20 protein-coding genes are annotated in these 25654 nt (G+C 65.8%); 4 read left to right on the forward strand and 16 right to left on the reverse strand.

Annotated features, from left to right (window positions below; all coding sequences use genetic code 11):
• Positions 1–18: 18 nt before the first annotated feature.
• From atzF to GR702_RS16540, 9 genes are all read right to left on the reverse strand, one after another.
• A complete protein-coding gene (gene atzF / locus GR702_RS16500; RefSeq protein WP_160986881.1) occupies positions 19–1788 on the reverse strand; it encodes an allophanate hydrolase in 1770 nt (589 codons plus the stop codon).
• On the reverse strand, positions 1785–5381 hold the full coding sequence (gene uca / locus GR702_RS16505) for an urea carboxylase (protein WP_160986882.1): 3597 nt from the start codon (positions 5379–5381) through the stop codon (positions 1785–1787). Before uca ends, atzF begins: the two co-directional genes overlap by 4 nt.
• Positions 5378–6013: an urea amidolyase associated protein UAAP2 gene (locus GR702_RS16510; protein WP_160986883.1), complete on the reverse strand. Its 636-nt coding sequence runs from the start codon at positions 6011–6013 to the stop codon at positions 5378–5380. Before GR702_RS16510 ends, uca begins: the two co-directional genes overlap by 4 nt.
• A 14-nt stretch (positions 6014–6027) precedes the next feature.
• Positions 6028–6852 (reverse strand): urea amidolyase associated protein UAAP1, encoded by an 825-nt coding sequence (locus GR702_RS16515; protein WP_160986884.1) that lies wholly within the window; start codon positions 6850–6852, stop codon positions 6028–6030.
• The gene (locus tag GR702_RS16520) at positions 6849–7328 is read right to left on the reverse strand and encodes a CopG family ribbon-helix-helix protein (protein ID WP_160986885.1); all 480 of its coding nucleotides are present in this window, start codon (positions 7326–7328) and stop codon (positions 6849–6851) included. Before GR702_RS16520 ends, GR702_RS16515 begins: the two co-directional genes overlap by 4 nt.
• Before the next feature lie 13 nt (positions 7329–7341).
• On the reverse strand, positions 7342–8124 hold the full coding sequence (locus tag GR702_RS16525; protein WP_160986886.1) for an ABC transporter ATP-binding protein: 783 nt from the start codon (positions 8122–8124) through the stop codon (positions 7342–7344).
• The gene (locus GR702_RS16530) at positions 8121–8936 is read right to left on the reverse strand and encodes an ABC transporter permease (protein WP_160986887.1); all 816 of its coding nucleotides are present in this window, start codon (positions 8934–8936) and stop codon (positions 8121–8123) included. Before GR702_RS16530 ends, GR702_RS16525 begins: the two co-directional genes overlap by 4 nt.
• Positions 8937–9027: 91 nt before the next feature.
• A complete protein-coding gene (locus GR702_RS16535; RefSeq protein WP_160986888.1) occupies positions 9028–10119 on the reverse strand; it encodes a putative urea ABC transporter substrate-binding protein in 1092 nt (363 codons plus the stop codon).
• A gap of 149 nt (positions 10120–10268) precedes the next feature.
• Positions 10269–10763 (reverse strand): CopG family ribbon-helix-helix protein, encoded by a 495-nt coding sequence (locus GR702_RS16540; RefSeq protein ID WP_337192632.1) that lies wholly within the window; start codon positions 10761–10763, stop codon positions 10269–10271.
• A gap of 222 nt (positions 10764–10985) precedes the next feature.
• On the opposite strand from GR702_RS16540, the gene GR702_RS16545 reads away from it, so the two are divergent.
• The 4 genes from GR702_RS16545 to GR702_RS16560 all read left to right on the forward strand — a co-directional run bounded on the left by GR702_RS16545 (position 10986) and on the right by GR702_RS16560 (position 17009).
• Positions 10986–12071, forward strand: coding sequence for an MBL fold metallo-hydrolase (locus tag GR702_RS16545; RefSeq protein WP_237449758.1), 1086 nt, complete (start codon positions 10986–10988; stop codon positions 12069–12071).
• Positions 12072–12082: 11 nt separating this feature from the next.
• Complete coding sequence (locus GR702_RS16550) at positions 12083–13096, forward strand: MBL fold metallo-hydrolase (RefSeq protein ID WP_160986890.1); 1014 nt, start codon at positions 12083–12085, stop codon at positions 13094–13096.
• Between the two features lie 303 nt (positions 13097–13399).
• The gene (locus tag GR702_RS16555; protein ID WP_160986891.1) at positions 13400–14359 is read left to right on the forward strand and encodes a sterol desaturase family protein; all 960 of its coding nucleotides are present in this window, start codon (positions 13400–13402) and stop codon (positions 14357–14359) included.
• Between the two features lie 217 nt (positions 14360–14576).
• On the forward strand, positions 14577–17009 hold the full coding sequence (locus tag GR702_RS16560; protein WP_160986892.1) for a TonB-dependent receptor: 2433 nt from the start codon (positions 14577–14579) through the stop codon (positions 17007–17009).
• A 47-nt stretch (positions 17010–17056) separates the two neighbouring features.
• On the opposite strand, the gene GR702_RS16565 is transcribed toward GR702_RS16560, so the two are convergent.
• The 7 genes from GR702_RS16565 to GR702_RS16595 all read right to left on the reverse strand — a co-directional run bounded on the left by GR702_RS16565 (position 17057) and on the right by GR702_RS16595 (position 25518).
• Entirely contained in the window at positions 17057–18649 is a 1593-nt protein-coding gene (locus GR702_RS16565; protein ID WP_160986893.1) for a tetratricopeptide repeat-containing sulfotransferase family protein, read from the reverse strand.
• A 241-nt stretch (positions 18650–18890) separates the two neighbouring features.
• Positions 18891–20456, reverse strand: a complete 1566-nt coding sequence (locus GR702_RS16570) for a PepSY-associated TM helix domain-containing protein (protein ID WP_160986894.1) — start codon at positions 20454–20456, stop codon at positions 18891–18893.
• Complete coding sequence (locus GR702_RS16575; protein ID WP_160986895.1) at positions 20453–20758, reverse strand: hypothetical protein; 306 nt, start codon at positions 20756–20758, stop codon at positions 20453–20455. The genes GR702_RS16570 and GR702_RS16575 overlap by 4 nt, the downstream gene beginning before the upstream one ends.
• Positions 20755–21030 carry a hypothetical protein gene (locus GR702_RS16580; RefSeq protein ID WP_160986896.1) on the reverse strand — a complete coding sequence of 92 codons (276 nt, stop codon included), beginning with the start codon at positions 21028–21030 and terminating at the stop codon, positions 20755–20757. The genes GR702_RS16575 and GR702_RS16580 overlap by 4 nt, the downstream gene beginning before the upstream one ends.
• Positions 21027–21857, reverse strand: a complete 831-nt coding sequence (locus GR702_RS16585; RefSeq protein ID WP_160986897.1) for an alpha/beta hydrolase-fold protein — start codon at positions 21855–21857, stop codon at positions 21027–21029. The genes GR702_RS16580 and GR702_RS16585 overlap by 4 nt, the downstream gene beginning before the upstream one ends.
• Positions 21854–24079, reverse strand: a complete 2226-nt coding sequence (locus GR702_RS16590; protein ID WP_237449759.1) for a TonB-dependent siderophore receptor — start codon at positions 24077–24079, stop codon at positions 21854–21856. The genes GR702_RS16585 and GR702_RS16590 overlap by 4 nt, the downstream gene beginning before the upstream one ends.
• A 224-nt stretch (positions 24080–24303) precedes the next feature.
• The gene (locus GR702_RS16595; RefSeq protein WP_337192633.1) at positions 24304–25518 is read right to left on the reverse strand and encodes an ATP-binding protein; all 1215 of its coding nucleotides are present in this window, start codon (positions 25516–25518) and stop codon (positions 24304–24306) included.
• Positions 25519–25654: the final 136 nt, after the last annotated feature.

The raw sequence follows: 25654 nt of genomic DNA on the forward strand, positions 1-25654 counted from the left end.
CCTTGGTGGTCGCGGCGATCAGCCCTTGCTGGCGATGTAGGCGCGCCAGCCGCCCAGCTGCGTGATGTCCTCAGCTCCGACCAGCGCGCGCGGTTCGGAGACGAAGCCCTTGACGCTCGTTCCGTCCGCCAGCGTCACGTTGCCGATGGCGAGCGGCGCGGGCACGTCCACGGTAAAGCTGCCGAACTCGGCGACGCCCAGCTCGTACACTTCCACCTTGATCGCTGCGCCCTCGTCGTCGTGCACCAGCGCGGGCTTGGGCGGCACGCTGTCGGCGATGGCGTAGAGCTTGTAGCTGGGCGCGGTCTCGAAAGCGCCGACGAATTCGGCATCTCGGCTGGTCAGCTGCCAGTGGAGCGGCATGTCCTTAAGGTGCGCGCCGACGACGGCGAGTTTCACAGTCTGCATCTTTCCCTCCAGGTCGAGTGGTGGCGGCGCGGGCAAATCCGCGACCGCAAGGTAGGCGTCGGCCGCGTCCAGAAGGGCGCGGTCGGTGTCGGCCGGGCCGATCAGGGTGATCCCGAAGCCAGTGGCGTTGGCACGCACGCCGGCCGGCACCGCCAGCGCCGCCATGTCGAGCAGGTTCACGAAATTGGTGTAGAGCCCCAGGTTGCTGTTGAGCGCCACAGGCGCGGCGAGCATCTCGGACACGCGGTACGTGGTGCCGGTTGTGGGGAATGCGAGCATGTCGATCCCTTCCCACATCAGGTCGGCGTGTCGCTTGAGCTCGGCCATGCGGTAGATGCCGTTGAAAAGCTCCACCGCGCTGACATCCTTGCCGGGCTCGACGACGGTGCGCACGGTGGGATCGACGGCAAGCGGGTTGGTGGCAAGGATGCCTGCCATCGCGGCCGTACGCTCGGCCACCCAAGGGCCGCCGTAGAGCAGCTGTGCCGCCTCGAGCAGCGGCGCAAGATCGATCTCGACGATCTCGCCCAGAGTAGCCAGCCGGGCGAGCGCGCGCTCGTAAAGGTACTCGGCCTCGACATCGCCGAAGAACACGCGCTGGTCGCGGCGGGGCACGCCGATGCGCCTTGCGGCAAGGGGCCGGTCGGCCAGTGCCTTGGAGTAGGGATCGGCCACGTCGAAACCGGCCACCACGCCGTCCACCAGCCGGGCATCGGCGGTATCGTCGGTGAAGACAGTGATGCAGTCGATCGTGCGGCAGGCAGGCACGAGGCCTCGGGTGGACCAGCGGCCCTTGGTGGGCTTCATGCCGATCAGGTGGTTGAACGCGGCAGGGACGCGGCCGGACCCGGCGGTGTCGGTGCCGAGCGCGAACGCCACCAGTCCCGCCGCCACCGCGACCGAGGAACCGGAACTCGACCCGCCGCTCACGTAGTTCAGGTTGGAGGCATTGCGGGGAATGCCATAGGGACTGCGCGACCCGTTGAGGCCGGTGGCGAACTGGTCCAGGTTGGTCTTGCCCACGCAGACGGCGCCAGCCGCCAGCAGCCGCTCTATCACGCCCGCGTCGCTTTCGGGCTCATAGGCGAAGGCGGGACAGGCGGCGGTCGTCTCGAAGCCGGCCACGTCTATGTTGTCCTTCACCGCAAAGGGCACGCCCGCCAGCGGAAGATCCTCCCCCGCAGCCACCCGCGCATCGACGGCGCGTGCCGCTGCCAGCAGGTCGTCGCGCGTGGCACGGCTGATCCACACCTGCGGCTGTACCGCGTCGTAAGCCGCGATGCGGGCGAAAGTATCCTCGGCCACGGCGAGCGCGGTCGTCTCTCCGGCGCGGACGGCGGCGGCGATCCGGCTGGCGCTCAGGCGGTCTACTGTAGTCATGCGTGCTTCCTCAGGGCGAGCATCGGCGCGCCGGGCTGCAGCGACTGGCCTTCGCGCATATAGAGCGCCTCGACCGTGCCGCTACCCGGGCTTTCCACCGAGCATTCCATCTTCATCGCCTCTATCACGGCGATACGGTCTCCGGCCGCGACGGTATCGCCGGGCCCGACGAGCAGACGCGTGACGCTGCCGCCGTAAGGCGCCTCCACCAGGTCCGAACCCTCCGGCAGCACGATCGCTTCCTCTGCCGGCGCATCCGTAGCCGCGAGATCGGCCGAGTGGTCGAACTCGCCGAGGCGCTGCCATTCGGCGCGTTCGGCATCGAAGGCGGCTTGGCGGCGCTGCTCGAACTCCGCGATCCCGGCGGCATTCTCGGCAAGGTAGGCGCGGTAGTCGGAAAGGCGGAACTCGCTGGGCTCAATCTTCAGCGCGCGGCGACCGGCAGGAAACTCGCGCCGCCACTCGGCCAGCTCCTCGGCGGTCACGGGATAGAAGCGGATCTGGTCGAAGAAGCGCAGCAGCCAGGGCTTGCCCTTGGTGAAGGCCTCCGTCTCGCGATAAGTGTTCCACACCTGCACGGTGCGGCCGAACAGCTGGTAGCCGCCCGGCCCTTCCATGCCGTAGATGCACATATAGGCGCCGCCGATGCCCACGACGTTGGGCGGCGTCCACGTGCGCGCAGGGTTGTACTTCGTCGTGACGAGACGGTGGCGCGGGTCCACCGGCGTCGCAACGGGCGCGCCGAGGTAAACGTCGCCGAGCCCCATGACGAGGTAGTTCGCCTCGAAGATCAGGTTCTCCACCGCGGCCTGATCGGGCAGTCCGTTGATGCGGCGGATGAACTCGATATTGTCCGGGCACCAGGGCGCATCGTCGCGCACGGTGGCCATGTACTTCTCGATCGTCTCGATCGTCGCCGGATCGCGCCAGCTGAGCGGCAGGTGGACCACGCGCGAAGGAATGGCGAAGTCCTCAAGGTCGCCCAGCCGCTCCTCGGCCGCGACCAGCATGGCGAGCGCGGCCTTCTGGTCCATGGTCGTGCCGTCGAAGTGCAGCTGGAGCGAGCGGATGCCCGGCACCACATCGACGATGCCGGGAGCGCCAAGCCGATCCAGTTCCGTCATCAGCGCGTGGACCCGGATGCGCAGCTCGATGTCGAGCACGATCGGGCCGTATTCGACGAGGATGTTGCGGTCGCCCTGCTGGCGATAGACCGTGCGCGGCCGCCCGGGGCCCTCGGGAGTTTCCGCCAGGATCGGCGTGAGGCTCTCAAGCGTGCGGATCGGCGTGACGGCAGGCGCCGCGCCCATCGCCATCAGTTCACGCTGCGCAGCATCGGCTGCGGTCGCATCCTCGATGGTGACCGGCATGAAGCGCAGCTTGTCGCCGGGAGACAGCTGGCCGATTTTCCAGCGGTCGGCGGCGATCACCACAAAGGGGCAGACGAACCCGCCGAGTGACGGTCCGTCAGGTCCGAGGATGATCGGCATGTCGCCGGTGAAGTCCACCGCGCCGATGGCATAGGGGTTGTCGTGGATGTTGGAGGGGTGCAGCCCCGCCTCGCCCCCATCGGTGCGCGCCCAGCGGGGCTTGGGCCCGATCAGGCGCACGCCGGTGCGGTTGGAGTTGTAGTGCACCTTCCATTCGGCCGAAAGCACCATCTCCACGTCCTCGGGCGTGAAGAAGTCCGGCGCGCCATGCGGGCCGTAAAGGACGCGCAAGGCCCACTCGTTGCCCATCTTTGGACAGGCCGCCGCCGACAGGGCCGCGCCTGTCGGATCATCGCCCATATGCAGCGTATCGCCCGCGAGCAGGCGGCGCGCGGCATGGCCACCGAACTGGCCCAGCTCGAAGGTACTGCGGCTGTCGAGGTAGGGAGCGATGTCGAGGCCGCCGGCGAACAGGATGTAGCCGCGCAGGCCACCCGTCGACGCGCGGCCAAGCGCCAGCGTCTGGCCGGCCGCGATGTCGATCGGCACGCCGCGCTCCACCGGCATGCCGTCCAGCGTGGCGCCGAAGTCCGCACCCGTCAGGCACACCCGCGCCGCCGAGACGAAGGCCAGGGTCGGCCCGGTGACAGTGGCTTCCAGTCCCACGGTGCCTTCCGGGTTGCCGAGCAGGCGATTGCCGAGGCGGAACGACTGGTCGTCCATCGGTCCCGAAGGCGGCACGCCCACGGCCCACAGCTTCTGGCGGCCCGGCCAGTCCTGCACCGTCGTCGCGGTGCCGCCGCTGACGACGCGGATGGAGCGCGGCCGATAGACGATGTCGTCGAGCACCCGGGTGGAGACCTCGCCGCTGACGAAAGCGGGCGAGCGCACCACATCGCGAAGCCAGCGAAGGTTCGTCTCGATGCCGTCCACCCGGCTTGCGTCCAGCGCCCGCTGCGCCGCTTCCACGGCTTCCTCACGGCTCGATGCATGGACGATCAGCTTCGCCAGCATGGGATCGTACCAGGCGCTGACCGTGCCGCCCGAGCTGCACCAGGTCTCGACGCGCGCATCTTCGGGGAACTCGACACAGGTCAGCTGGCCGGAGGTGGGCCGGTAATCGAGCGCGGGATCCTCGGCGTAGAGGCGCATCTGGACCGAGTGGCCCTGCGGGTGCGGCGCCTCGGCATCGAGGAAGGCGAAGTCTCCCGCGCCGCCACGTACCATCCATTCCACCAGGTCGATGCCCATCACCATTTCGGTGACGCCGTGCTCCACCTGCAGGCGGGTGTTCATCTCGAGGAAGAAGAACTCCTCGCGATCGGCGTCGTACAGGTATTCGACCGTACCCGCCGAGCGATACCGCGCCGCTTCGCCCAAACGCACGGCAGAGGCGATCAGTTCGGCCCGCACGTGCTGCGGCAGATGCGGCGCCGGGGCTTCCTCCACGACCTTCTGGTTGCGGCGCTGGAGCGAGCAGTCACGCTCGCCAAGCGCCATGACCCGGCCCTCACCGTCACCGAACAGCTGCACTTCGATATGCCGGGCACGGCGCACGTAGCGTTCCAGGAAGACGCTGGCATCGCCGAAGTTCGCAAGGCCAAGCCGCGCGACAGTGGCAAACCCCTCGCGCAGGTCCGCCTCGTTCTCGCAGACCTTCATGCCGATGCCGCCGCCGCCTGCAGTGGCCTTCAGGATCACCGGATAGCCGACGCCCGCCGCAGCCGCGACCGCCTCGTCCTCGTCGGTGAGCAGGCCCGTGCCCGGCGCCAGCGGCACGTCGTGCGCGGCGGCGAGCGCACGGGCGCTGTGCTTGAGGCCGAAAGTGCGGATGTTGTCGGGCGTCGGTCCGATGAAGACGATGCCAGCCCCGGCGCAGGCCTCTGCGAAATCGACGTTTTCGGCAAGGAAGCCGTAGCCCGGGTGGATCGCCCCCGCGCCCGTCTTCTTCGCCGCCGCAAGGATCGCGGGAATGTTGAGGTAGCTTTCCGAGGCCTTGGCGCCGCCGATGAACACGGCCTCGTCGGCTTCGGAAACATGGTTCGAGTTCTCGTCCGCCTCCGAATAGACGGCGACGGATTTCAGGCCCATCTTGCGCAATGTGCGGATGATGCGGGTGGCGATCGCGCCGCGGTTCGCGATCAGGACAGTGTCGAAGCTCATGCGGCGACGATCATGCGCACGGGCGTGGGATTGAACCCGTTGCAGGGGTTGTTCACCTGCGGGCAGTTCGAGACGACGACGATCACGTCCATGTCGGCGCGCAAGTCCACGGTGAGCCCCGGCGCCGAAATACCGTCGACGATGCCGAGCGAGCCATCGGGCTCGACGGGCACGTTCATGAAGAAGTTGATGTTCGAAACGATGTCGCGCTTGCCGCGCCCTTGCGTGAGGTTGGCTTCCAGGAAGTTCTCGACGCAGGCGTGCTCGGCCTTGGTGTGGTGGCCGTAGCGCAACGTGTTGCTCTCGCACGAACATGCGCCGCCGATGGTATCGTGGTAGTCGACCGAGGTGGCCGCGATGGTCATCAGCGCGTTGCCCTCGTTGGAAAGCAGCTTCGTGCCTTCGCGCAGGAACAGGTTGCCCTGTGCGGCCACGGTGTCCTGCGCGCTGTAGCGCTCGGCGTCGTCGGCGGCGGAATAGATCAGGAAGTCGACCGCCTGGTTGCCCTCCAGATCGACGATGCGCAGCGTCTGCCCGGCCTCGATCGGGTGCAGCCACGGCGCGCGGGCGGGAACGACGATGTCGTGGACGACAGTGCCGGTGAGGCCGGACAGGTGAGGATCGGTGCTCATGATCGCGTGTCCTTTCAGCGGCGGAAGTAGTCTTCGACGTTCCTGAAGGCGCGCAGGCCTTCGGGCGTCGCGGTGCGGACGGGATCGTCCTCGCCCGTCACCGCCCCGCGCCACGCCGAGGCGCGCAGCGGCGTCACCGTGTATTGCGCGCGCGGATCGAGCACGTGGGGGACGTTGGCGATCACCACGATCACGTCCATCTCCGCGCGCAGCACCAGGCTGCGGCCCGGTGCGAAGGGCCCGACCACGGGCGTGATCGCGCCGTCGGCCTCGATCCTCGCGCCCTTGAACAAGGTGACGCACGGATGCACGTCGCGGCGGCCGAGGCCGTGCTTGGCGACGCCGAGCAGGAAGCGGTCGCGGCCGCTGGGGCAGGCACCGGAGTTGCGCCCCTCCCCGTACTTCGCCGCGTTGGTGGCGGGATTGGAAGTGCCGCAGAACGTATCATGCGTACCCGCGTCGTCCGAGACGATGCTCATCAGCACGCGGCCCATGTCGGACAGCAGCAGCTTGCCCTTGCCGAGGTACGCGTTCCACTGCACTTTCACGGTGTCGGCCACGTTGAGGCGCTCGGTCGGCATCTCGGCGTTGAACACCAGGATCGAGGCGCAGGCATCGCCCTGGAGATCGATCAGCCGCAGGCGGCTGCCGCGAGACAGGCGGCGCGTGGCATAGCCGCCGGCCGCGATCGTCTCTTCCCAGACGAGATCGTCGCTCGCCACGCCGTCCGGAAGGTCGTCGGCCACGGGCGGCAGCACGGGCATGCTTTCGACCACGGTGCCTTCCTGGGCACGCGCGTGGTCGCGGGCGGCGAGCGGATCGGCCAGGATCTCGGTCATGAATGGGCTCCGACACTGTGAAAATCGTCGCCGCTCTGATCGTACAGGGGCGGCAGGAGGGCGGTGGTGGTGACCAGCTCGAGCTGCTGCACCCCGCGCACCCGGCGAATGGCGTCGCACAGTTCCTTCAGCCGCACGGCCGGTCCCTGCACGAGGAGAACTTCGAGCGACTGGTCGTCCTCGAGCACGACGTGCTGCGAGGAGATCACTTCCCTCAGGTAGCTGGCCTGGGTCTGCGAGAGCAGGTGTCGCACCCGGCCGCGCTCGCCCCGGTAGACGAGAGTGATGGTGCCCGCGAGCATCTCTTCGGGACGCATCAGCGAACCGTGCTCCGCCAGTGCGTGGCGGATCAGCTCGGCGATCAACTGCGAGCGCGACGGCAGGCCGCGTTCCGCCACCATGAGGTCGAGCTGTCTGAAGAGATCTGCCGGCAGGCTCATGCTGAGCCGCGCCAGGCTTGTGGATTCGGAGCCCATGACGATACTCTTTTCAGTTATTACGAATTACGTCAATCGTAATATCATCGCTCGTTTCGGATAGTTCTTCCGGACGCGCACGCATGGGCAGGTCGTAGACCACCGTGGCGCCGTAACGATGCGGTGCGTGCGGATCGTGGCGACGCTTGTCGAGCGCGAGGACGCGGGTGCCCAGCGTGAAGGCCTCACGGATGTCGTGCGTCACCATCACGATGGTCAGGGAATATTCCCGCCAAAGCCTGCGGATGAGCGCATGCATGTCGGCGCGGATGCCCGGATCGAGCGCGCCGAACGGCTCGTCGAGCAACAGCACGCGGGGCCGCTTCACCAGCGCCTGCGCGATCGCGAGGCGTTGCTGCATCCCACCCGACATCTGCGCAGGATAAAGATCGAGGCTATGGCCGAGGCCCACCGCGTTCAGCATCTCGGTCGCCTCCGCCTCTGCCGCGTGCCGGGTGCGGCCGAACAGCCGCCCCAGCACAGGCGCCTTCGCGCACTCCAGACCGAAGACCGTGTTGCGCAGCACGGTGAGGTGCGGGAACACCGAATAACGCTGGAACACCACCCCGCGATCGGGGCCGCATTCGGGCGCGAGCGCCGTGCCGTCCAGGGTTATGACGCCCCGGCTCGGCCCCTCCTGGCCCAGGATCAGGCGCAGGAAACTGCTCTTGCCCGCGCCCGAGGGACCGACGATGGAAACGAAGGCGCCTTCCTCGATGTCGAGGTTCAGCTTCTCGATGATGATCCGGTCGCCATATTCGACCCAGACGTCGCGAAAGCTCAGGAGCGTGCTCAATGGCTTTCTCCATGTGCCCAGGGAAACATCCGTCGGCTGAGGAAAGTCAGCGCCACGTCCATGACGATGGCCAGAAGTGCGATCCACGCCACGTAAGGCAGGATCACGTCCATCGACAGGTACCGGCGCACGAGGAAGATGCGGTAGCCAAGGCCCACGTCCGACGCGATCGCCTCGGCCGAGATCAGGAAGACCCATGCCGGGCCGAGCGCCAGGCGCATGGCGTGCAGCAGGCGCGGCATGGCTTGCGGCAGGGCTACGCGGATCATCACCTGCCAGCTGTTCGCGCCCAGCGTCAGCGCCTTGATGATCTGCTCGCGCGGGAGTGCGGCGACGTGCGCGGCGATATCCCGCACCATGACGGGCGCGATGCCGATGACGATGAGCGCGATCTTGGCCGTCTCGCCCAGTCCAAGGGCAATGAACAGGATCGGCAGGAGCGCGATGGGAGGTATGACGGCGATCCCCGTGACGAGCGGGCCGAAGGTGGCGCGCACCGGCGGCAGGACCCCAAGCGCAAGCCCCACCACCAGCGCCGTCAGCGTGGAGATGCCAAGCCCGATGCCAAGCCGCTGCAGGCTTGCCGCGGTGTCCGCCCAGAACACCAGCTGGCCGGTGAGCTGGTCCGGCACGAACAGCAGGGCGGACATGCTCTCCACCATCGCGCCGGGCAGGGGAAGAATTTTGTCCGCCGGGTTCACCGCATGGCGGCTCGCGGCCATGACGATGTAGAGGAGCAGGAGCAGCAGGATCGGCACAGCGCCGAGGAGCACCCGCCCTCCTCGTCCGACCTGACGATTCACCCAGCGCATTGTGTTCGATCCCGTCTTGATAGTGCACTTCGCCGGCGCGGGCGGACCGAAGCCCCGCTCGCCATGACGAACAGTCCCGGCCTTCGCCGAACTAGAGCTTGCCGTCGGCTGCCATCTTCATGAAGCTGTCGTCGAACCGCAGCGTGACGTGCTGCGCATCGCCCAGCGTCTTGCCGCCGGGGAACGACATGCCCACCGCGTCGGCCGAGCTGGCGCCCTTGAACAGCCCCTTGGAGAAGCTGAAATCCCGCACACGGGTCATCGTGGTGACCAGCGCGGGCGCATCCGTCGCGGCGACGGCGGCCTTCGGATCGGAATAGAGGTGTGTCGTGCTCAACTGGCTGTCGAACGCTTCAGGCGTTGCACCGGCCAGCTTGGCCATCGCCGCACGGGCCGCCTGCCCTTGCGCATCCTGGCGGACCATCAGCGCGGTCGTCTCGTACCAGATCCCGGCCAGCGCCTTGCCAAGGTTCGGATTGGCCTTCAGCGTAGCCGTGTCGACGCAGAGCAGGTCGAGAATTTCGCCGGGGATGTCGGCGGAACTGAACACCACCTTGGCACCGGGCTGCGCCTTCATCGCGTTGAGCTGCGGGTTCCATGCGACCGCCACCTTGACGTCCGGGCTGGCAAAGGCACCCACGATGTCCGCATCCCCGGTGTTGACCGTCTTCACGTCCCTGAGCTGCATCCCGACCGAGTTGAGGCCGCGTGCAAGCAGGTAGTGCGAGACCGAAAGCTCCACGAGGTTGACCGACTGGCCCCTGATCGCCTTGAGGTCGGCGGCGCCTTTCATCACGATGCCGTCGTTGCCGTTGGAATAGTCACCGACGATGATGGCGCTGGTGTCCTTGCCACCGGCGGCGGGGATCGTCAGCGCGTCCATGTTGGCAACCGTCACGCCGTCCAGCTTGCCGGCCGTGTACTGGTTCACGGACTCCACATAATCGTTGACCTGGACGATGTTGATCTTGAGCCCGTACTTGTCGGCCCACTTCTTCACGATGCCGGCCTGCTGGGCATAGGGCCAGGGCATCCAGCCCGCGTAGATCGACCATCCGATGTTGAATTCGGTGCGCTTGGTTGCCTCGGCCGGTCCCTGCGAACAGGCGGAGGTGAGAAGCGCTCCAGGCATCACGGCGGCCAACAATGCGGCCTTGGCAATGCTGCGGATCGATACGATCATGACTCGGTCCCCTTTCGCAGTGCAACATTGCTGCGATTCGAACCGTTGTCCATCAAAAATATTACGACTGGTTGGTTTTGTAATACTTCGCGCAGGAAGGCCTGCGGTAAAGGCTGCCGTTCCCGGTCATGGCCGGGACCGCCCGAAGCTCAGGCGGTGACGGGGCGCACGGCAGCTCTGCGCTCCTCCCTCTCCACTTCGTCCTGCTCGTGCAGGGGTGGCAGCAGCGCGGTCGTGGTGACGAGCTGGAGCTGGTGAACGCCGCGAATGGCGCGCAGCGCATCGCACAGTTCCTTGAGCCGCGCCGCCGGTCCCTGAACCAGCAGGACCTCCAGCGACTGGTCATCTTCCAGGAAGACGTGCTGCGAGGAAATGACTTCCTTCAGGTAGTCGGCCTGGCTTTGCGCCAATTGATGCCGCACCCGTCCCCTGTCTCCGCGATAGACCAGCGTGATCGTACCGGCGAGCATCTCCTCGGGCCGGGTCAGCGCCTCGTGCTCGGCCAGGGCATGGCGGATAAGCTCGGCGATCAGCTGCGAGCGCGAGGGCAGCCCGCGCTCCTCGACCATGGCGTCCAGCTGGCGGAACAGGTCCGCAGGCAGGCTCATGCTGAGGCGGGCCAGGCTGGCGGGATCGGTGCTCACGCGGCATCCCTCTCGATCATCATCGGGTCCTCGAAACGGCGCCGTCGCATGACGGCTCGCGCCTTCCCTATACCAAGCAGGACCGCGATGACACCCGCTGATCGAGGGGCCGTCATACTGCGACGGCACGATGATATTAACATTGACACGTTTCGTAATATCTACATGCTGCCTCCAGATCGAGCCGGCGACGCCGCTCGCGATTGTTCCGGGGGGAATATCTTGGCCCAGAGTTCGACCCGTGGCACCGGGTTTTCCAGTACTTCGCAGGCGGCGACCGGGCGCGCCTATCCCAATGGCAATCCGGCGCTGGGCTACAACCCGCCGGGCGTGCGCAATACCGACAGCGCCGTGCCGCTGCACCGCAGCAAGCCCGTCACGCACGACTATGCCTGCGAGGGGCCGGCGCCGGGCAGCCTGTCCTTCCGCTGGACCTACGGCTCCAATGTCGCGGCGAAAAATCGCGATCCGCGCGTGCAGGTGGTGCAGTACAACGAGGATACCTTCGTCCTGCGCCAGAACGTGTGCGTCCATTGGGAGGCCCCGTTCACCTACCTGCTGTTCGGCAACGAAGGCGCGCTGCTGATCGACACCGGCGCCACCGCCAATGCCGCGCACTATCCCTTGCGCGAAACGGTGGACGCGATCATCGCGCGCTGGTCCAGGGCGCGCGGGCGCAGCAAGGTGCCGCTGACGGTGGCGCTCACTTCGGGCGAGGATGTCGCCCAGAACCAGGGACTGGTACAGTTCGCCGACCGGCCAGGCACCACGATTGTCCCCAAGCCGCTGGCAGCGATGCAGCGTGCCTATGGTCTCACGAACTGGCCCGCCGGCACCGGCAGGCTCGATCTGGGCGGCCGGGTGATCGAGGTGATCCCCACGCCGGGCACCCATCGCGACGGGGTGACCTTCTATGATCCCTACTGCGACTTCCTGTTCACCGGAGACCTGCTTTTTCCGGGCAAGATAAACATTGGCAACGACGGCGATTTCGTTGCCTCGCTTGAGCGACTGCAGACTTTCGCCAGCGCCCATCCGGTTAAGTGGCTGCTGGGCGGGCATGTCGAGATGATGTTCGTGCCCGGCAAATACTATCCGCGCTTCGCGACCTACAAGCCTTACGAGCGGGTGCTGGAGATGACGCCGGACCTGATCGGCGATGCCTTGCGCCATGCCCGCGAGGTGCGGGGCAAGGACATGATGCTGATCCGGCCGGACTTCGTGCTGTTCAATGGCGTCAGCCCCGACCAGCGTACCCCGGTATGGCCCGAGGGCGTGCCCAACATCAACCCGCCGCGCCCTTTCTGAGGAGACCGCTCGTGGACCGCCGCTCCTTCCTGACCTACAACGCCGCCGCTGCCGCCGTTCCGCTGACCGGCATGGCGCTCACCGGCTTGTCCCGGGCCGCCGTTGCCGCATCCCGGCCCGCGCCGATCGATTTCAAGAGCAACCTGCCCGCCGCCGGCACATTCCCGGACCGCTGGATCTGCGGTTCCCCGTCGTGCATGGACAACACCGACCCGCCCGTGCAGGTCCACTGGTACAATCCCCATACGGCGATCCTGCGCCAGAACAAGGCCTACAGCTACGAGGCGCCTTTCGCCCCGCTCTACTTCGGGAACGAGCGCGTGCTGCTGCTCGACGAAGGCTTCGTGCAACTGCGCAACGACTGGGACCTGCGCGGGGTGGTGGACCAGTGCATAGAAGACTGGTGTCGGCGCAATGGCCGCGATCCCGCCAGCCTGGAACTGCTGGTCGCCTTCAGCCACCTGCACGCGGACCACTATGCCGCCACCAACCAGTTCGCAGATCGCCCCAACACGCGCTACATGGGCCTGACGCACGAGGAGTTCGTCGGCTTCTGGGGCATGACCAACTTCCCCGAGGAGCGAGTGACGCTGGACCTTGGCGGGCGCGATATCCTGATCTGGGGTTCGCCCGGCCACGTCGTCTCGGAACTCGCCTATTACGACAGCTACAGCCAGATCCTCTACACCGGGGACATGTTCTATCGCGGGCGCTGCTACATCACGTTCTGGGAGCCCTGGTTCGAAAGCATGAAGCGCCTGATCGCCTTCTGCGACACGCACCCGGTGACTCACGTGATGGGCTGCCACGTCGAGATCAGCAAGGACGGACAGGACTATCCTTACGGCCTGACGTGGCAGCCCGACGAGGCTCCGGTGCAGATGACGGTGCAGCAGCTGCGCGAAGCCTACGCCTATGCCCAGACCATCACCGAGCCGGGCATCTACTTCACCGGCACCGTGTTCCTGTGCAACCAGACGCGCGGCACGACGACGATCGATCGCAATCCCTATCGCTATACCTGACGGCAAGGCCCTCCTGGTAGCGAGGGAAACGGCAAGTCAGGCAACCGCGGCCGATTCGCCCGCCAGTGACCTTGGGCGCTATCGCTCCCGGTCCACCGGCATCGTGATACGCCGGTTCATTCAGGCGGCAGGATTGCGTGGTTCGGGCTGCGTCAAAATCAGAACGGGCCCATCGAAATTAATACGCTTGACGAGAAACGTAATATCCATACCGTGTGCTAATTCGCCTGGCAGAGCGATAATACAGGGAGAGAGAATCTGTAACAGCAAGCTGGTCAACCGGCTTGGATGGGGGGTTTTCTTATGGAACGACTGCCAGTCTGCAACACGGTTCTTCCAGGCGACGCTCATGCGCCCGCCGGTGAACGCACCGCCAGTGCGCTGAAGCAGACCGTGTTCAACCTGCTGCCCCCGGCGTTCGTGGCGGCGGTCGTCGCGTTCTGGGCCTTCGGCCCCAAGGCGCTGCTCGGCAATCCCTCGACCATCGTCATCGTGTCCGCCCTGATCACCGTCGGCGTGCTGGGGCTGGAGTTCGTGCACGAGCGGCATTCCGGCTGGCGCATGAACTGGCGCGAGTTCTTCACGGACCTGTTCTATGTGGTGCTGAGCGCCACCGCGATCGCCTGGGTTTCGGTTGCGCTGGTGGAGGATCCGCTGAGGGCGGCCAAGGCCTCGCTGGGCATCAGCACCCAGTGGGCGATGCACATGCCCTTCCTGGTGCAGGTGGCGCTGGCGGTCTTCGTCATCGAGTTCGGCCAATACTGGTTGCATCGCCTGATGCACAATTCCACTCCGTTCTGGCTGACCCACGCTCCGCACCACCACATCACGCAGCTGAACGCCGCCAAGGGTGCGGTGGGCAACCCGATCGAGCTGTTCCTAATCAGCCTGAGCGTGCTGGCGCTGTTCGACCTTTCACCCACCGCGGTGTTCTGCGCCTACAACGTGCTGAATGTCGTATCGACGTTCGCCCACGCCAACGTGCGCGCGAACCCGCCGCGGTTCTACTCGCAGGTCTTCACCACCATCCGCCATCACAGCCTGCACCATTCGACGGACTACGAGAGCACGCGCTGCAACTACGCCAACTCGCTGATCCTCCTGGACCGTATCTTCGGCACCTACCGCGAGGGCGAGGCCGCTGTGGTCGGCCAGGACGATCTCAAGCGCCTGTCCATCAAGGAGCAGTTCCTGTTCCCGTTCCAGCCGCTGATCGACCGCTTCAGGACAAGGCCGGGCGAAGCGGCGGCCACCGCCAACTGACGCAAGAATAGCAAAGAACGCCGACGAAATAGGGCGAGAATACCACAGGGAGTGAACGCTCCGGCGGGTTTTGAGACCGCCGGAGGCAGCACGGGCGTCGATGCGGCAACCGCACGACAAGGATCGGCGCCCGAATGAGGGTCCTCAAAAACAATCCCGCCACGCCTGTCGGGAGCAGGCGGGGATGGGTCAAATCAACCGAAAAATGGGGAAGCACATGACATATCGCGCGAAATTGAGAGCCGGGCTGCTGTCCGCAACCGTATTCACCGGAACGACGCTGGGCCTGCCCGCCATGGCGCAGGACGCGACCGTGACCGACGACGGCAACGCCATCGTTGTCACCGGCACACGCCGCGCCACCACGATCATGGACACGCCGATCAATATCACGGCGCTGGGAGCGGACGAGATTGCGCGGCAGAGGATCGACGACGTGCGCGACCTTGCGGATTTCACGCCCGGCCTCACGATCTCGGATACCGGCCCACGTGGGACCGGATCCATCGTCATGCGCGGCCTCAACGCTTCCGATACGGATTCGAACGGCGCAAGCTACGATGACGCGCTGGGCGTATACCTTGGCGAAGTACCGCTCTACTACGACTTCAAGCTGCTCGACATCGCGCGCGTGGAAACGCTGCTCGGCCCGCAAGGCACGCTCTACGGCCTCGGCACGCTTGCCGGCGCGATCCGCTACATCCCCAACCGTCCCAACACCGATGCCTTCGAAAGCGAAGCGCACGGCCGCCTCTATGTGAAGAGCCATTCGGTGGACGTGGGCGTCCAGGTGGATGGCATGATAAACATCCCGCTCGTGCGCGATCACATCGCGTTCCGGTCCGCCACGGGCTACTACTACGATCCGGGCTTCATCGATTATCCGTTGCTCATCAACGAGCCCGGTGTATCCCTGCCCCAGCCCGGCGGGAATGTACGTCCGACCGGATCGGCCTATACGGATAATCTCCATAAGCGTGAGGATCTCAACTTCGAGAAGACCTTCACAACGCGCAACCAGCTGCTCCTGCAGACCACCGAGGATCTCAAGCTGATCTTCACTTACGCCTTCCAGCGTACCAAGAGCGACGGCGCGCAGGCGAACAGCGCCGGCGTGATGGGCACCGGCAAGTACGAGAGCGCCAGCCGCTATGCCGAGCCCGCCAATCGCCGCGCACACCTTGCCTCGGTGGAACTGAACGCGAACCTGGCCGATATCGCCGATCTCGTCTCGACGACGGCCTATACCAACGTGCGCACCCGTCTGCAGAGCGACAACACCGACCTGTTGCTCGACCTCGACTATGATTACGAGCTGTTCCCGGCCTTCTCCAGCTGGAACGAGACCGATAACCGCCGCAAGCAGTTCAACCAGGAAATCCGCCTCGTCTCAAGGCATGGCGGCCCGTTCAGCTGGGTGCTGGGCGGCTTCTACAACGAGCAGAAGCAGCACAGCGACTACGCCGAATACGTTCCCGGCCTGACCGGCTTCTACGGCATCACCGACAATCCGGACGAACTGGAATACGTCAGCTTTACAAAGTCCAAGATCACCGAAAAGGCGATCTTTGGCGAGGGCACTTTCAGGGTGACCCCCGAATGGCAGGTGACCGGCGGCGCGCGGTACTTCAAGTATTCGTCGGACGTCGAGGGCGCGCTGGTGCTGCCCCTGCTCGGCGATCCGCTGAGCCCCTACGACGTCGCTTCGGCCGGCGGCAAGGCGAAGCAGGACGGCTGGGTCTGGAAGTTCAACACCTCGTACAACTTCACGCCCGACTTCATGCTCTACGGCACCTACAGCAAGGGCTACCGCATCGGCGGCCCGAACCGTGTGGCACCCTGCCCCGATCCGGTGCCGGCCGACCAGCAGAATGCCTGCGCTCTGCCGAACGAAGTGCAGTATGGCCCGGACAAGACCAAGAACGCGGAAATCGGCGTGCGCATGCAGCTGTTCGAGCGCAAGCTGTCGTTCAACTTCAACGTCTACCATATCAAATGGGATGGCATTCAGGTGGATTCCGCCACGTTCTATGGCGTGACCGGCATCACCGTGAACGGCGGCTCCGCCAAGTCGCAGGGGTTCGAAACCTCGTTCCAGTTCCGCCCCATCCCGTCGCTGTCGATCCAGGGCACCTATTCGTACACCGATGCCAAGCTGACCGAGGACGTCCCCGGCATCATCACCATTCGCACCATACCCGGCTACTACGGCCCATACAGGTCGGCCGCGAACCCAAACCTGCCGGCCAAGTTCACCCAGCTCGACGCGCTCGACGGCGACCGCCTGCCGGGCTCGGCAAAGAACTCGGGCAGCCTGGGCGCCACCTACACCGTCCCGATGGGCGACGGCACGTTCAGTGCGAACTGGACCGCGACCTATCGCGGCAACGTGGTCTCGCGCCTCGGCTGGGATCGCGGATACGGCGACAAGATCCCGAGCTACGTCCTGCACCGGGCAACCCTGTCGTATGATACCGACAAGTACACAGTCAGCCTTTTCGCGAACAACATCTTCGACAAGTACGCGGTGGTGTCCGTCGGTCAGGATCGCTCGCGCATTGGCGTAAACGATGGAGTAGCGGCGCGTTACTATCGCCAGACGGTGCTGAACCCGCGCACGGTGGGCATCGAGGCACGCATCAAGTATTGATGTCGCAGGAGGCGCTTTTCCGGCCGGGGAAGCGCCTCCAACAGCTCTTACTCCGGCCTTATGCCCTGCACCTGAAACCAGGCACGCACCGGCTCCAGCGCCTTCGCGTGAGAGCGCCACCGGCCCACGGCATCGCCGTTGATCGGCCGACGCACCTGCGCAGCGCTTGGCGTCGCCACAGCGGCGCGGTTGGTGTGGAAAGACAGGCAGGCCGCATCCCAATCCAGCCCGCAATGCTCCAGCAGCCGGCGGGTCTGGCCTTCGAAATCAGTGACCAGTCCTTCGTACGACAGCTGCAGCACCCGTCCCGGGCACAGGTCTTCCCAAAGCGCCATCAGCCGGTCGAAGCGCTGATAATAGCGCGCGGTGTCCATGAGATCGTAGGAGTACGCGTAATAGGCCGACTGGCTGGCGAAGAGGTTCTTGTAGTTGCTCCACACCGTGTCCATCGGGTTGCGCCGCAGGCACACGATCCGCGCGTTCGGCAGTGCTCTCAGGATGTGTCCGAGGTAGAGGAAGTTGGCCGGCAGCTTGTCGGTGAAGCGAACCTTGCCGTTCGCCCGATGATGCGCCGCCCGCGCGAGGTAGGCGTCGCCGATTTCGGCAGGGTCGATGGCGGCGCTGGCCGCGATCGTCGCGGCATCGATGACCTGGCGCGAAGGCGTGCCCGACAATTGCTTGACCGCCAGCGGCATGGCCTGCAACTCTCCCGCCGCTTCCACGTCGCGGTGCGAGGAAAGTATCCGGTCGACGAGCGTAGTGCCGGTGCGCGGCATGCCGACCACGAAGATCGGCGCCGGATCGGGATTGCCATGACCGCCGCGATCAAAGCTGCTCGTTGCCAGTTGTCGGGTGAACATATCCTCGATCGCGTCGAAGATCGCGGCATCCTGCGCGAAGTCATAGCTAATCGCCTGCTTGTGCGCGGCATTGGCGGCGGACAAGTGGCAAAACGCATCGGCAGCGCGGCCGACATCCTCCAGCTCCTTGGCAAGCGCGTAGCGGATGCGAAGCGCGTCGTCGGGCCGCTCTGCCGATGCCAGCGCCTTTTTCAGTCGCGGAACATGGTTGGCCTGCGCCGTCTGCCGCGAAAGGATAGCCAGCGCATAGTGCACACGGGCATTGGCCGGATCGACCTTCAGGATCGCTTCGTAATGCCGGCGTGCTTCCTCCACGCGCCCGGTGAAGCCGCTGGCCGCCGCCAGGTTGTAGCGATAGTCCAGATTGTCCGGCGCGATGTTCGCCGCTGCCGTAAAAGGGGCCATCGACGCCTCGTGGTCGCCGAGGCGGGCCAGGACACAGCCGATGGTATCAAGGGTCAGGGCATCCCGGGGAGAAAGCGCCAGCGCCTGGCGCGCGGCGTTCCCGGCGTCCCCGTCCCGGCGCAGGAGGATCAGCAGCCGCGCCAGCTGGGCCAGATGCTCTGCACAAGGCTCCCGTTCCACCGCCGCCTCGACGAGAGGCACCGCGCGCCCGATCTGGCCGGCTTCGGCGGCCACCATGCCCATGAGGAAATAGCCCTCAGACCGCTCCGGGCTTTGCGAGACCAGCGCGGTCGCGGCCGCAGCAGCCGTCTGGAGGTCGCCATCCGCAAGGGCCGCCCGCGCCTTCGCTTCAAGGCTGGCCAGAGCCGTGGTCATGCGGCAGCACCATCAAGGGAACGACAGGCACGAGGGCGGCAGGTCAGCATCGCGCCATACCAGCACCACGACACGCGTCAGTTCAAGCACAATCGAAGCGGCCCGGATAAACGGCGCCAGTGGGTCGGAGACATTGGGTCGCAGTCCCGCCCCTGACAGCGCAACGCTGGAACTTCCGTTGCATCCGGTCGCAAGGACGCCCTGTCCGGAGGGTGGTCATCTATCCCCCCAAGGTTCGGGACTAGGCCGCGTTCCGTCGCGCGCTCCAGACGCTATCGACCGGCCCGAAGCCGGCGCGCCTGCGCGTGGCAGTCCAGGCTGCAAGCAAGACTGCTGCCGCGCCCGCCGCCACGCAGTCTACAAGCAGAACCTCTGCCGGGTGCATGGAACGGACAAGGATCGTCACCGCCGGGATGCAGGCCATGGCCAGCGCGGTGGCCGGTAACAGCTCCACGGCGCTGCGCGCGCTTCCCCGCACGATCGCCCAGAAAACGAAGCCAAAGAACGTCACGTGATAGATCAGGCTGTGCGACCCCAAGGTTGCAGCCGCGCCGAGAAGCTTGGCACCAGCCACCGTCAACGAGATACCGGAGATGCAGCCCAGAGGCACACCGACGGTAAGCGCGCCAAGCACGCGGGTGGACCGGGTCTGCGTGACCGCACCGGACTTGCGCTCACGCCGACGCCGGCTTTCAACCCATAGCAGGTTGCCGGTATAGAACAGGAATGCGCCGCCCAGTCCCAGCAGGAAATAGGCCCAGCGCACTCCCGCTCCACCGAAGCTGCCGAAATGCAGCGCGAAGAAGCTGGTGATCGTCGCGCCCCAGCCATCCTGCCTGCCGCCCAGGTAGTCTGCGCCCGTAACTCTGCCGGTCACGGGGCCAAGGATGGCCGGGGTGTACGTTGGCGCCCGCAGGCCATAGCGCGGATCGCGCCCCATCGCCCGCAGCGTCAACGAGCCGTCGGGTCCCTTGCCGTAGGCGAGCGCCACTGGCGTGAAGCCCGGCACCTCGCGCGCAAGCGTCCGGACAAGCGCAGCCGGAGGGATCGGCCCGGCCGAAAGCGGCTGCGGTGGCGTTGCCACGGCAGGGCGTTCCCGGGCTTGGGCGAAAGTCGCGCCCTGTGCGTCATAGAACTGATCGTGGAACGCGAACACGACAGCGGTCAGCGCCATGATGACATGGAACGGCAGGCTGAACACGCCGAGCAGGTTGTGGACGTCCAGCCACATGCGCTTGACGTTCCTTCCACCCCGCAGCGCGAAGAGGTCCTTCACCAGACTGGGGAGGAGCACGATCACGCCGGAGACCAGCGCAATGGCGTAGAGCAGCGAGATCGCTCCCATGATCGGCATCGCGATCTCGTGATCCAGCATCAGCCCGACCTGCTGGTGCAGGACATCGATGAACTCCGCTACCGGAGAGGGGCCCCGCTCCTCCACCTGCAGCTTCCCGTCCGCGTCGAGCGCTGCGTAGAAAGTCTTTCGCGCGCCATGTTCGCCACCTGCGGGATCGTCAACCTGCCAGCTTACCCGCGCAGGCTGTTCGCGTCCGGTCTGCAGGTGCACCTGATAGCCCTTCGCGGCCTCGGGGTGCCCCGCCAGCACTGCCTTCACCAGTTCGGGCGTGCGTTCGAGAGGCACCGGCGGCGCCAGCACGCTCGGCGGCGAAGCCCAGCGCTGCAGCGGTTCCTCGAACATCGTGATCGCGCCGGCGTAGAAGGCGACGAAAAGCGCAAGGCCCGAGACGATGCCGACCCAGCCGTGGATGTCCTTGTACATCCGCACGATGTCGGTGCGCACTTTCATGCGAGCATTCCTTCCAGCATTCCGGTGCCATAAAGGGCCGCCCAGACGACGGCGCTGGCAAGACCCAGCCCGATCCATGCCCGTAGTCCCGAGCGGAACAGGAAGCAGAGGCTGAGAACGGTGCACCACACCGGCGAAATCGACCACATCGCCAACTGGCCCTTGGTCGAGAAGAACGTGTCGCTCACCCCGATCGACCAGGCGAGTAGCCCGCTGAGGCCGAGCGCCAGCACGAAGCCTAGGATCAGCCCCGCGCTCGCCTTGCCCAGCCAGTTGCGGCTCGTCAGTTGCGGCGCACTCATCGCTCCGCCCCGTTGCGGGTGCCCAGCCATAGGAAGAGCAACGGAACGATGCTCCAGACCAGCGAGGCGAAGGTCAGCGCTATGAACACGGCCGTTGCCGGACCGGCCCATCCCAGCAGCACCGCCTGCCCTCCGGACAGGCCCGCAGCCCCACCCCACCCGAAAGTGCGGCGCGGCAGAGCGGCGGCCGTGACGGACTGGTTGGGCGATGCGAGGTACAACAGGAACGCGCCCGCCATGACCAGCGCCGCCCCGATCCAGAACAGCGTCACTGCCCGCCCTTTCCGAATGCCGCCGCGATCCCGGCCGTCATCGCCGCCATCATCGTCGACCCGTGATTCTGTCCCGGGAGCGGCAGATAGCGAGCGGCGTGGCCCTGAGCGCGCCAGCGGCCGACAAGCGCCTCGCCATCGGAGCCGGAGAGACCCGCAACGGTTCGCTCGCCGGGTGCGGCCGCCAGCAGCAGCGACGCTCCCGCGTCCCTTGCCGCCTTTGCTTCCGCACGTGCCAACACACCGTCTCCGTACCACAGCGAGGGGCTGACCGCGACGATGCCCGAGTAAGGGCGCCCCTCATACATGGCCTCGAGAGCCAAAAGGCCGCCGAAGCTGTGCCCCATCAGCGTCTGGCGGCGGGGATCGAGGCGAAACCGCTCTGCGATCTGCGGGCGAAGGCGCCGGTCGATGAAGTCGAGGAATGCGCTGCCTCCGCCTACCGCAAGCCCGTGCGCCGGCATGCCTTGAGGGATCGTGTAGCCCGGCGCGGGCGGCGTGTAGTCCAGCACGCGGCGCGGCAGGTCGCCGCTCTCGATCGCCACGATCACTCCCGGCTCGATGCCGGACCGGGCACCCGCGCGCTCGAGCCTGCGGGCAGTGGTCGCGGCGATGGCGAAGTTGTCCTCACCATCGAGCAGCCACAGCACCGGCCACCCTTGGGCAGGAGGTTCTCCCTGCGGCCATGCAACCATCACACGGTAGGAATGCCCGTCCGGCGCGGTGACGCTTTCGACGTTCGAACGCTCAAGCTGCCACGGCTCGGCCGCGAGCGGCCCGGCGCCGGTCAGCGCAAGAACCGCCAGAAGCTGCCACAGGCCCCTCACCAGCGCGTGTCCAGGCGGACGGTGACGCTGCGCCCCTGACCGTAGTAGCACGCAGAGACCGCCGTGCATGTCGCGACATAACGCTTGTCGGCGATGTTGCGGGCATTGACGGAGGCGACCATGCCGTTGCCGAAATCATAGCGCACGAATAGGTCGAACAGCGCGTAATCCGGTATGTCGAGCGTGTTGGCGTTCTCCCCCACGCTCTTGCCGGTGTAGCGCACACCGCCGCCAAGGCCGAGGCCGTTCAGCGGACCGGACGTAATGCGCTGGTCGAGGAAAAGCGAGGCCATCCATTCCGGTACCTGAGGCAGCTTGTTGCCCAGCTGTGCGCTCGTGTTGGTTTCGGTGATCTTGCTCCAGCTCTTGGTGGTCGTGGCAATCACCGCCATGCCCCAGGGGAGCGAGGCCTTGCCTTCGAATTCGATGCCCCGAATGCGGCCCTCGCCGGTCTGGACCTGGCAGTTCGGGTAACATGCCTGCGCTTCGAATTGCGCCTGGGTGCTGCCGGCGGGCAGGTCGGCCAGTGTCGCGGGAGTGACGATGTTCTGCTGCGTGATCTGGTAGGCGCCCAGGCTCAGGTAGATGTTGCTGCCACTTTGATAGCGCAAACCCGCCTCGTACTGCTGCCCGGTGGTGGGCACAAAGCCGAGCCCGTCGATCGTGGTGGACGGATCGGCGACCTGCGGCAGAAAGCTTTCAGCATAGCTCGCGTAAGGTGCCAGGCCGTTGTCGAACAGGTAGACCGCACCGGCGCGCCAGGTGAAGGCATCGGACTTGTTGACGTAGGTCCGCCCCGAGATCGGGTTCGTGGTCTTGTCGCGCGCCCAGTCCTGACGCCCACCTACGGTGACCCGAAGGCGGCCCAGCGAGATCTGGTCCTGCAGGTAAGCGCCCGACTGGCGGCTGACGGTTTCCGTATATATCTGGGGGGACAAATTGGTCGCGAATCCTGCCGAGCCTCGCGGTTCTGGATCAAGGATGTCCAGCACCGGCAGGACCAGCGATGCCGACACCAGATCGCGGTAGTGCTGCCATTCGGTGTGGAAGTAGTCGAAACCGCCAAGAAGAGTATGCTTGACGGGCCCCGTCTCGAAGTCGAACTGAAACTGGGTGTCGGTGGCGATGCCGTCGCTTTCACCGATGCCCTGTACCGCCCGGCGAGCGACGGTCTGGCCGGGTATGCACCCGGCAATCGTCGCCGGGCAGGTCGTGAGAGTGTTTCCGGAGAGGACGACGACCCTGTAGAGCGTGTCGAGATGCGTATAGCGGGTGTTGTTGCGGATCGTCAGGCCGCTGTCCCCGAACTTGTGCTCGAAGAAGCTGGCAGCGAGATACTGGTTGCGATCGAAAGTGTTCCAGTCCGGCTCGCCGATGTTCGCGTCATTGGCGATAAAGCCGCCGTTGGTCTCGGTGAGCGAGCCGAGCGCGGGAAGGAACTGGAACGTCGATCCGCCTTCGTCGCGCTGGTACTGCCCGAGCAGCGTCCAGGTGGTGTTCTCGTCGGGCTTCCAGGTGAGGCTGGGGGAAATGTACTGGCGCCCGATCTCCACGCCATCGACCTGTGTGTCGCCATAGCGGGCAAGCCCCACCACACGGCCCGAGAGCGTGCCCGTAAGCGGCCCGGAGAGATCGGCGGCAGCCTGATAGTTCCAGTTGGACATATCCGTCGTCCCGATGCCTTGCAGCATGAACTGGGCCTGGAAGGTGTCCGTCGGCCTCTTGCTCACGACATTCACGACGCCGCCGGGAGCCGTCTGGCCGTAAAGCGCGCCGGAAGGCCCCTTCAGAACTTCAATTTGCTGAAGCGCGAAGGAATCGAAGCCCGGACGCGTCCACTGGCCGCCCGAAGGCAAGCGCAGGCCGTCGACGAAGTTGTTGTTGGACGAAAAGCCACCCGCACCGAAACCACGGACCGAAACTTCATCCACGCGGCTGTCGATGCCGAAAGCTTCGGCCTGAACGCCGGCCGTATAAGCCAGTGCATCGGCGATAGTCGGCGAAGCCCGCAGGTCCATTTCCTCACGGCTCACGATCGAGATCGACTGAGGCGATTCGATGATCGGCGTGTCGGTCTTGGTGCTCGACGTGGCTGAGGACTTGCCGGTGGCGGTGACGATGATCTCTCGCCCCGCCGGAGCGGCGTCTGCGGCAGACTGCGCCATCGCGCTGCCTGCATGGCATGCGATGATGGCGGCCAAAGCCGTGGAAGTGGTGCGCATATTATCCCTCATTCATGTGCGTCGCAGAAGCCCGCTACTGCGAGTCAGTTGCATTCGCAAGAGAGTTGCACGCGGGACGTTCCGCTCACGAGGCTCTGAGTGAACGGCAGCCGGCATGACGAGTGCAACGTCGCGGGGTTCGACGTGGGGGTGCAAATTCGATAGGGACACCTTCCCCGAGACGATGGGTTCCAGTCAGGTCGTCTGCGCTGCATCCATCTCGGTCATTTCGTCATCGCTGTGCGCAGCACGCGCGCGAGGCCATCGGCGGTGTAGGGTTTCTGGAGAAGTTCGAAGCCGTGCGTACCCTCTGCCGCCAGGACCTGGCTGTACCCGCTGGTGAGCACGACGGGGAGCTTCGGAAAGCGGTTTCGCAGGGTTTCGGCAAGCTCGACGCCGGAAATGCCCGGCATCACCACGTCGGTGAAGACCATGTCGAACTTGCCGGGCTCCGCCTCGATCAACGCCAGCGCTTCCTGTGCGCTCGGCACCCACATGTTGCCATAACCAAGATCGCCGATGAGCTGCGCCGCGAACTCGCCGACGAGCTGATTGTCCTCCACCAGCAGCACGCATCCGCCGCCCGAAACAGGCGCCGGGGCCGCTGAAGGCGTGAGATCGACGCCGCCTTGCACCCTCCGATCCTCGGCGCGGGGGAGATAGAGGGTGAACGACGCGCCGCGCCCGGGTTCGCTCTCGATGACGATCTCGCCGCCCGACTGCTTGGCGAAGCCGAACACCTGGCTGAGACCGAGACCGGTCCCCTTACCGACATCCTTGGTGGTAAAGAATGGCTCGAAGATCCGCGGCAGGTCTTGCTCGCTGATACCGGCGCCGGTGTCGGAGACGACGACAGAGATGAAGCGTACCGCCACGGCGGCATGCCCCCAGGTCGCGGGAATGCCGCTGCGCTCCTCCACCAGGATCGTCAGCTTGCCCTCGCCCTGCATCGCGTCCCTGGCATTGACGGCCATGTTGAGGATCGCGGTGTCGAACTGGGTGGGATCGGCATTGATCACGCAAGGGTCACAGCGGATGTCGAGGCCGATCTCGATCCGCGATCCCGTCACCGTCCGCAGCACGTCGCCATTGAGATGAAGGCGTTCGACCACGTCGAAGTCCTCCGCCTTCAGCGGCTGCCGCCGCGCGAACGCCAGAAGCTGGTTCGTTAGCTTGGCGGCGCGCTCCGCCGTTTCCATGATCGCGGTCAGATAGCGCTGCCGTTTCTCCTCGGCGAGATTCGGGCGGGCGAGAAGATCGATGCTGCCGAGGATGACGGTCAGCAGGTTGTTGAAGTCGTGGGCGACGCCGCCCGTGAGCTGTCCGATCGCCTCCATCTTCTGGCTCTGCCGCAGCGCCTCCTCGATCCGCTCGCGCTCGGCGATCTCCGCCAGCAGCGAACGCTGCGATTGCTGCAGGGCCGCGACCTGATCCGTCACCGCATGCTCTAACAGCCCGCTGCCGAAGTCGATTTTTCGGGACGGCGCTCAGCCCGGCCCCGCAGACATGATGATCAGCAGCACGCCGGCTTCGGCTGCGACTTGGCCGACGAGGGCGAAGATCAGCGCGTTTTCG

It is taken from the genome of Novosphingobium silvae (assembly GCF_009856825.1).
Classification (GTDB): Bacteria; Pseudomonadota; Alphaproteobacteria; order Sphingomonadales; family Sphingomonadaceae; genus Novosphingobium; species Novosphingobium silvae.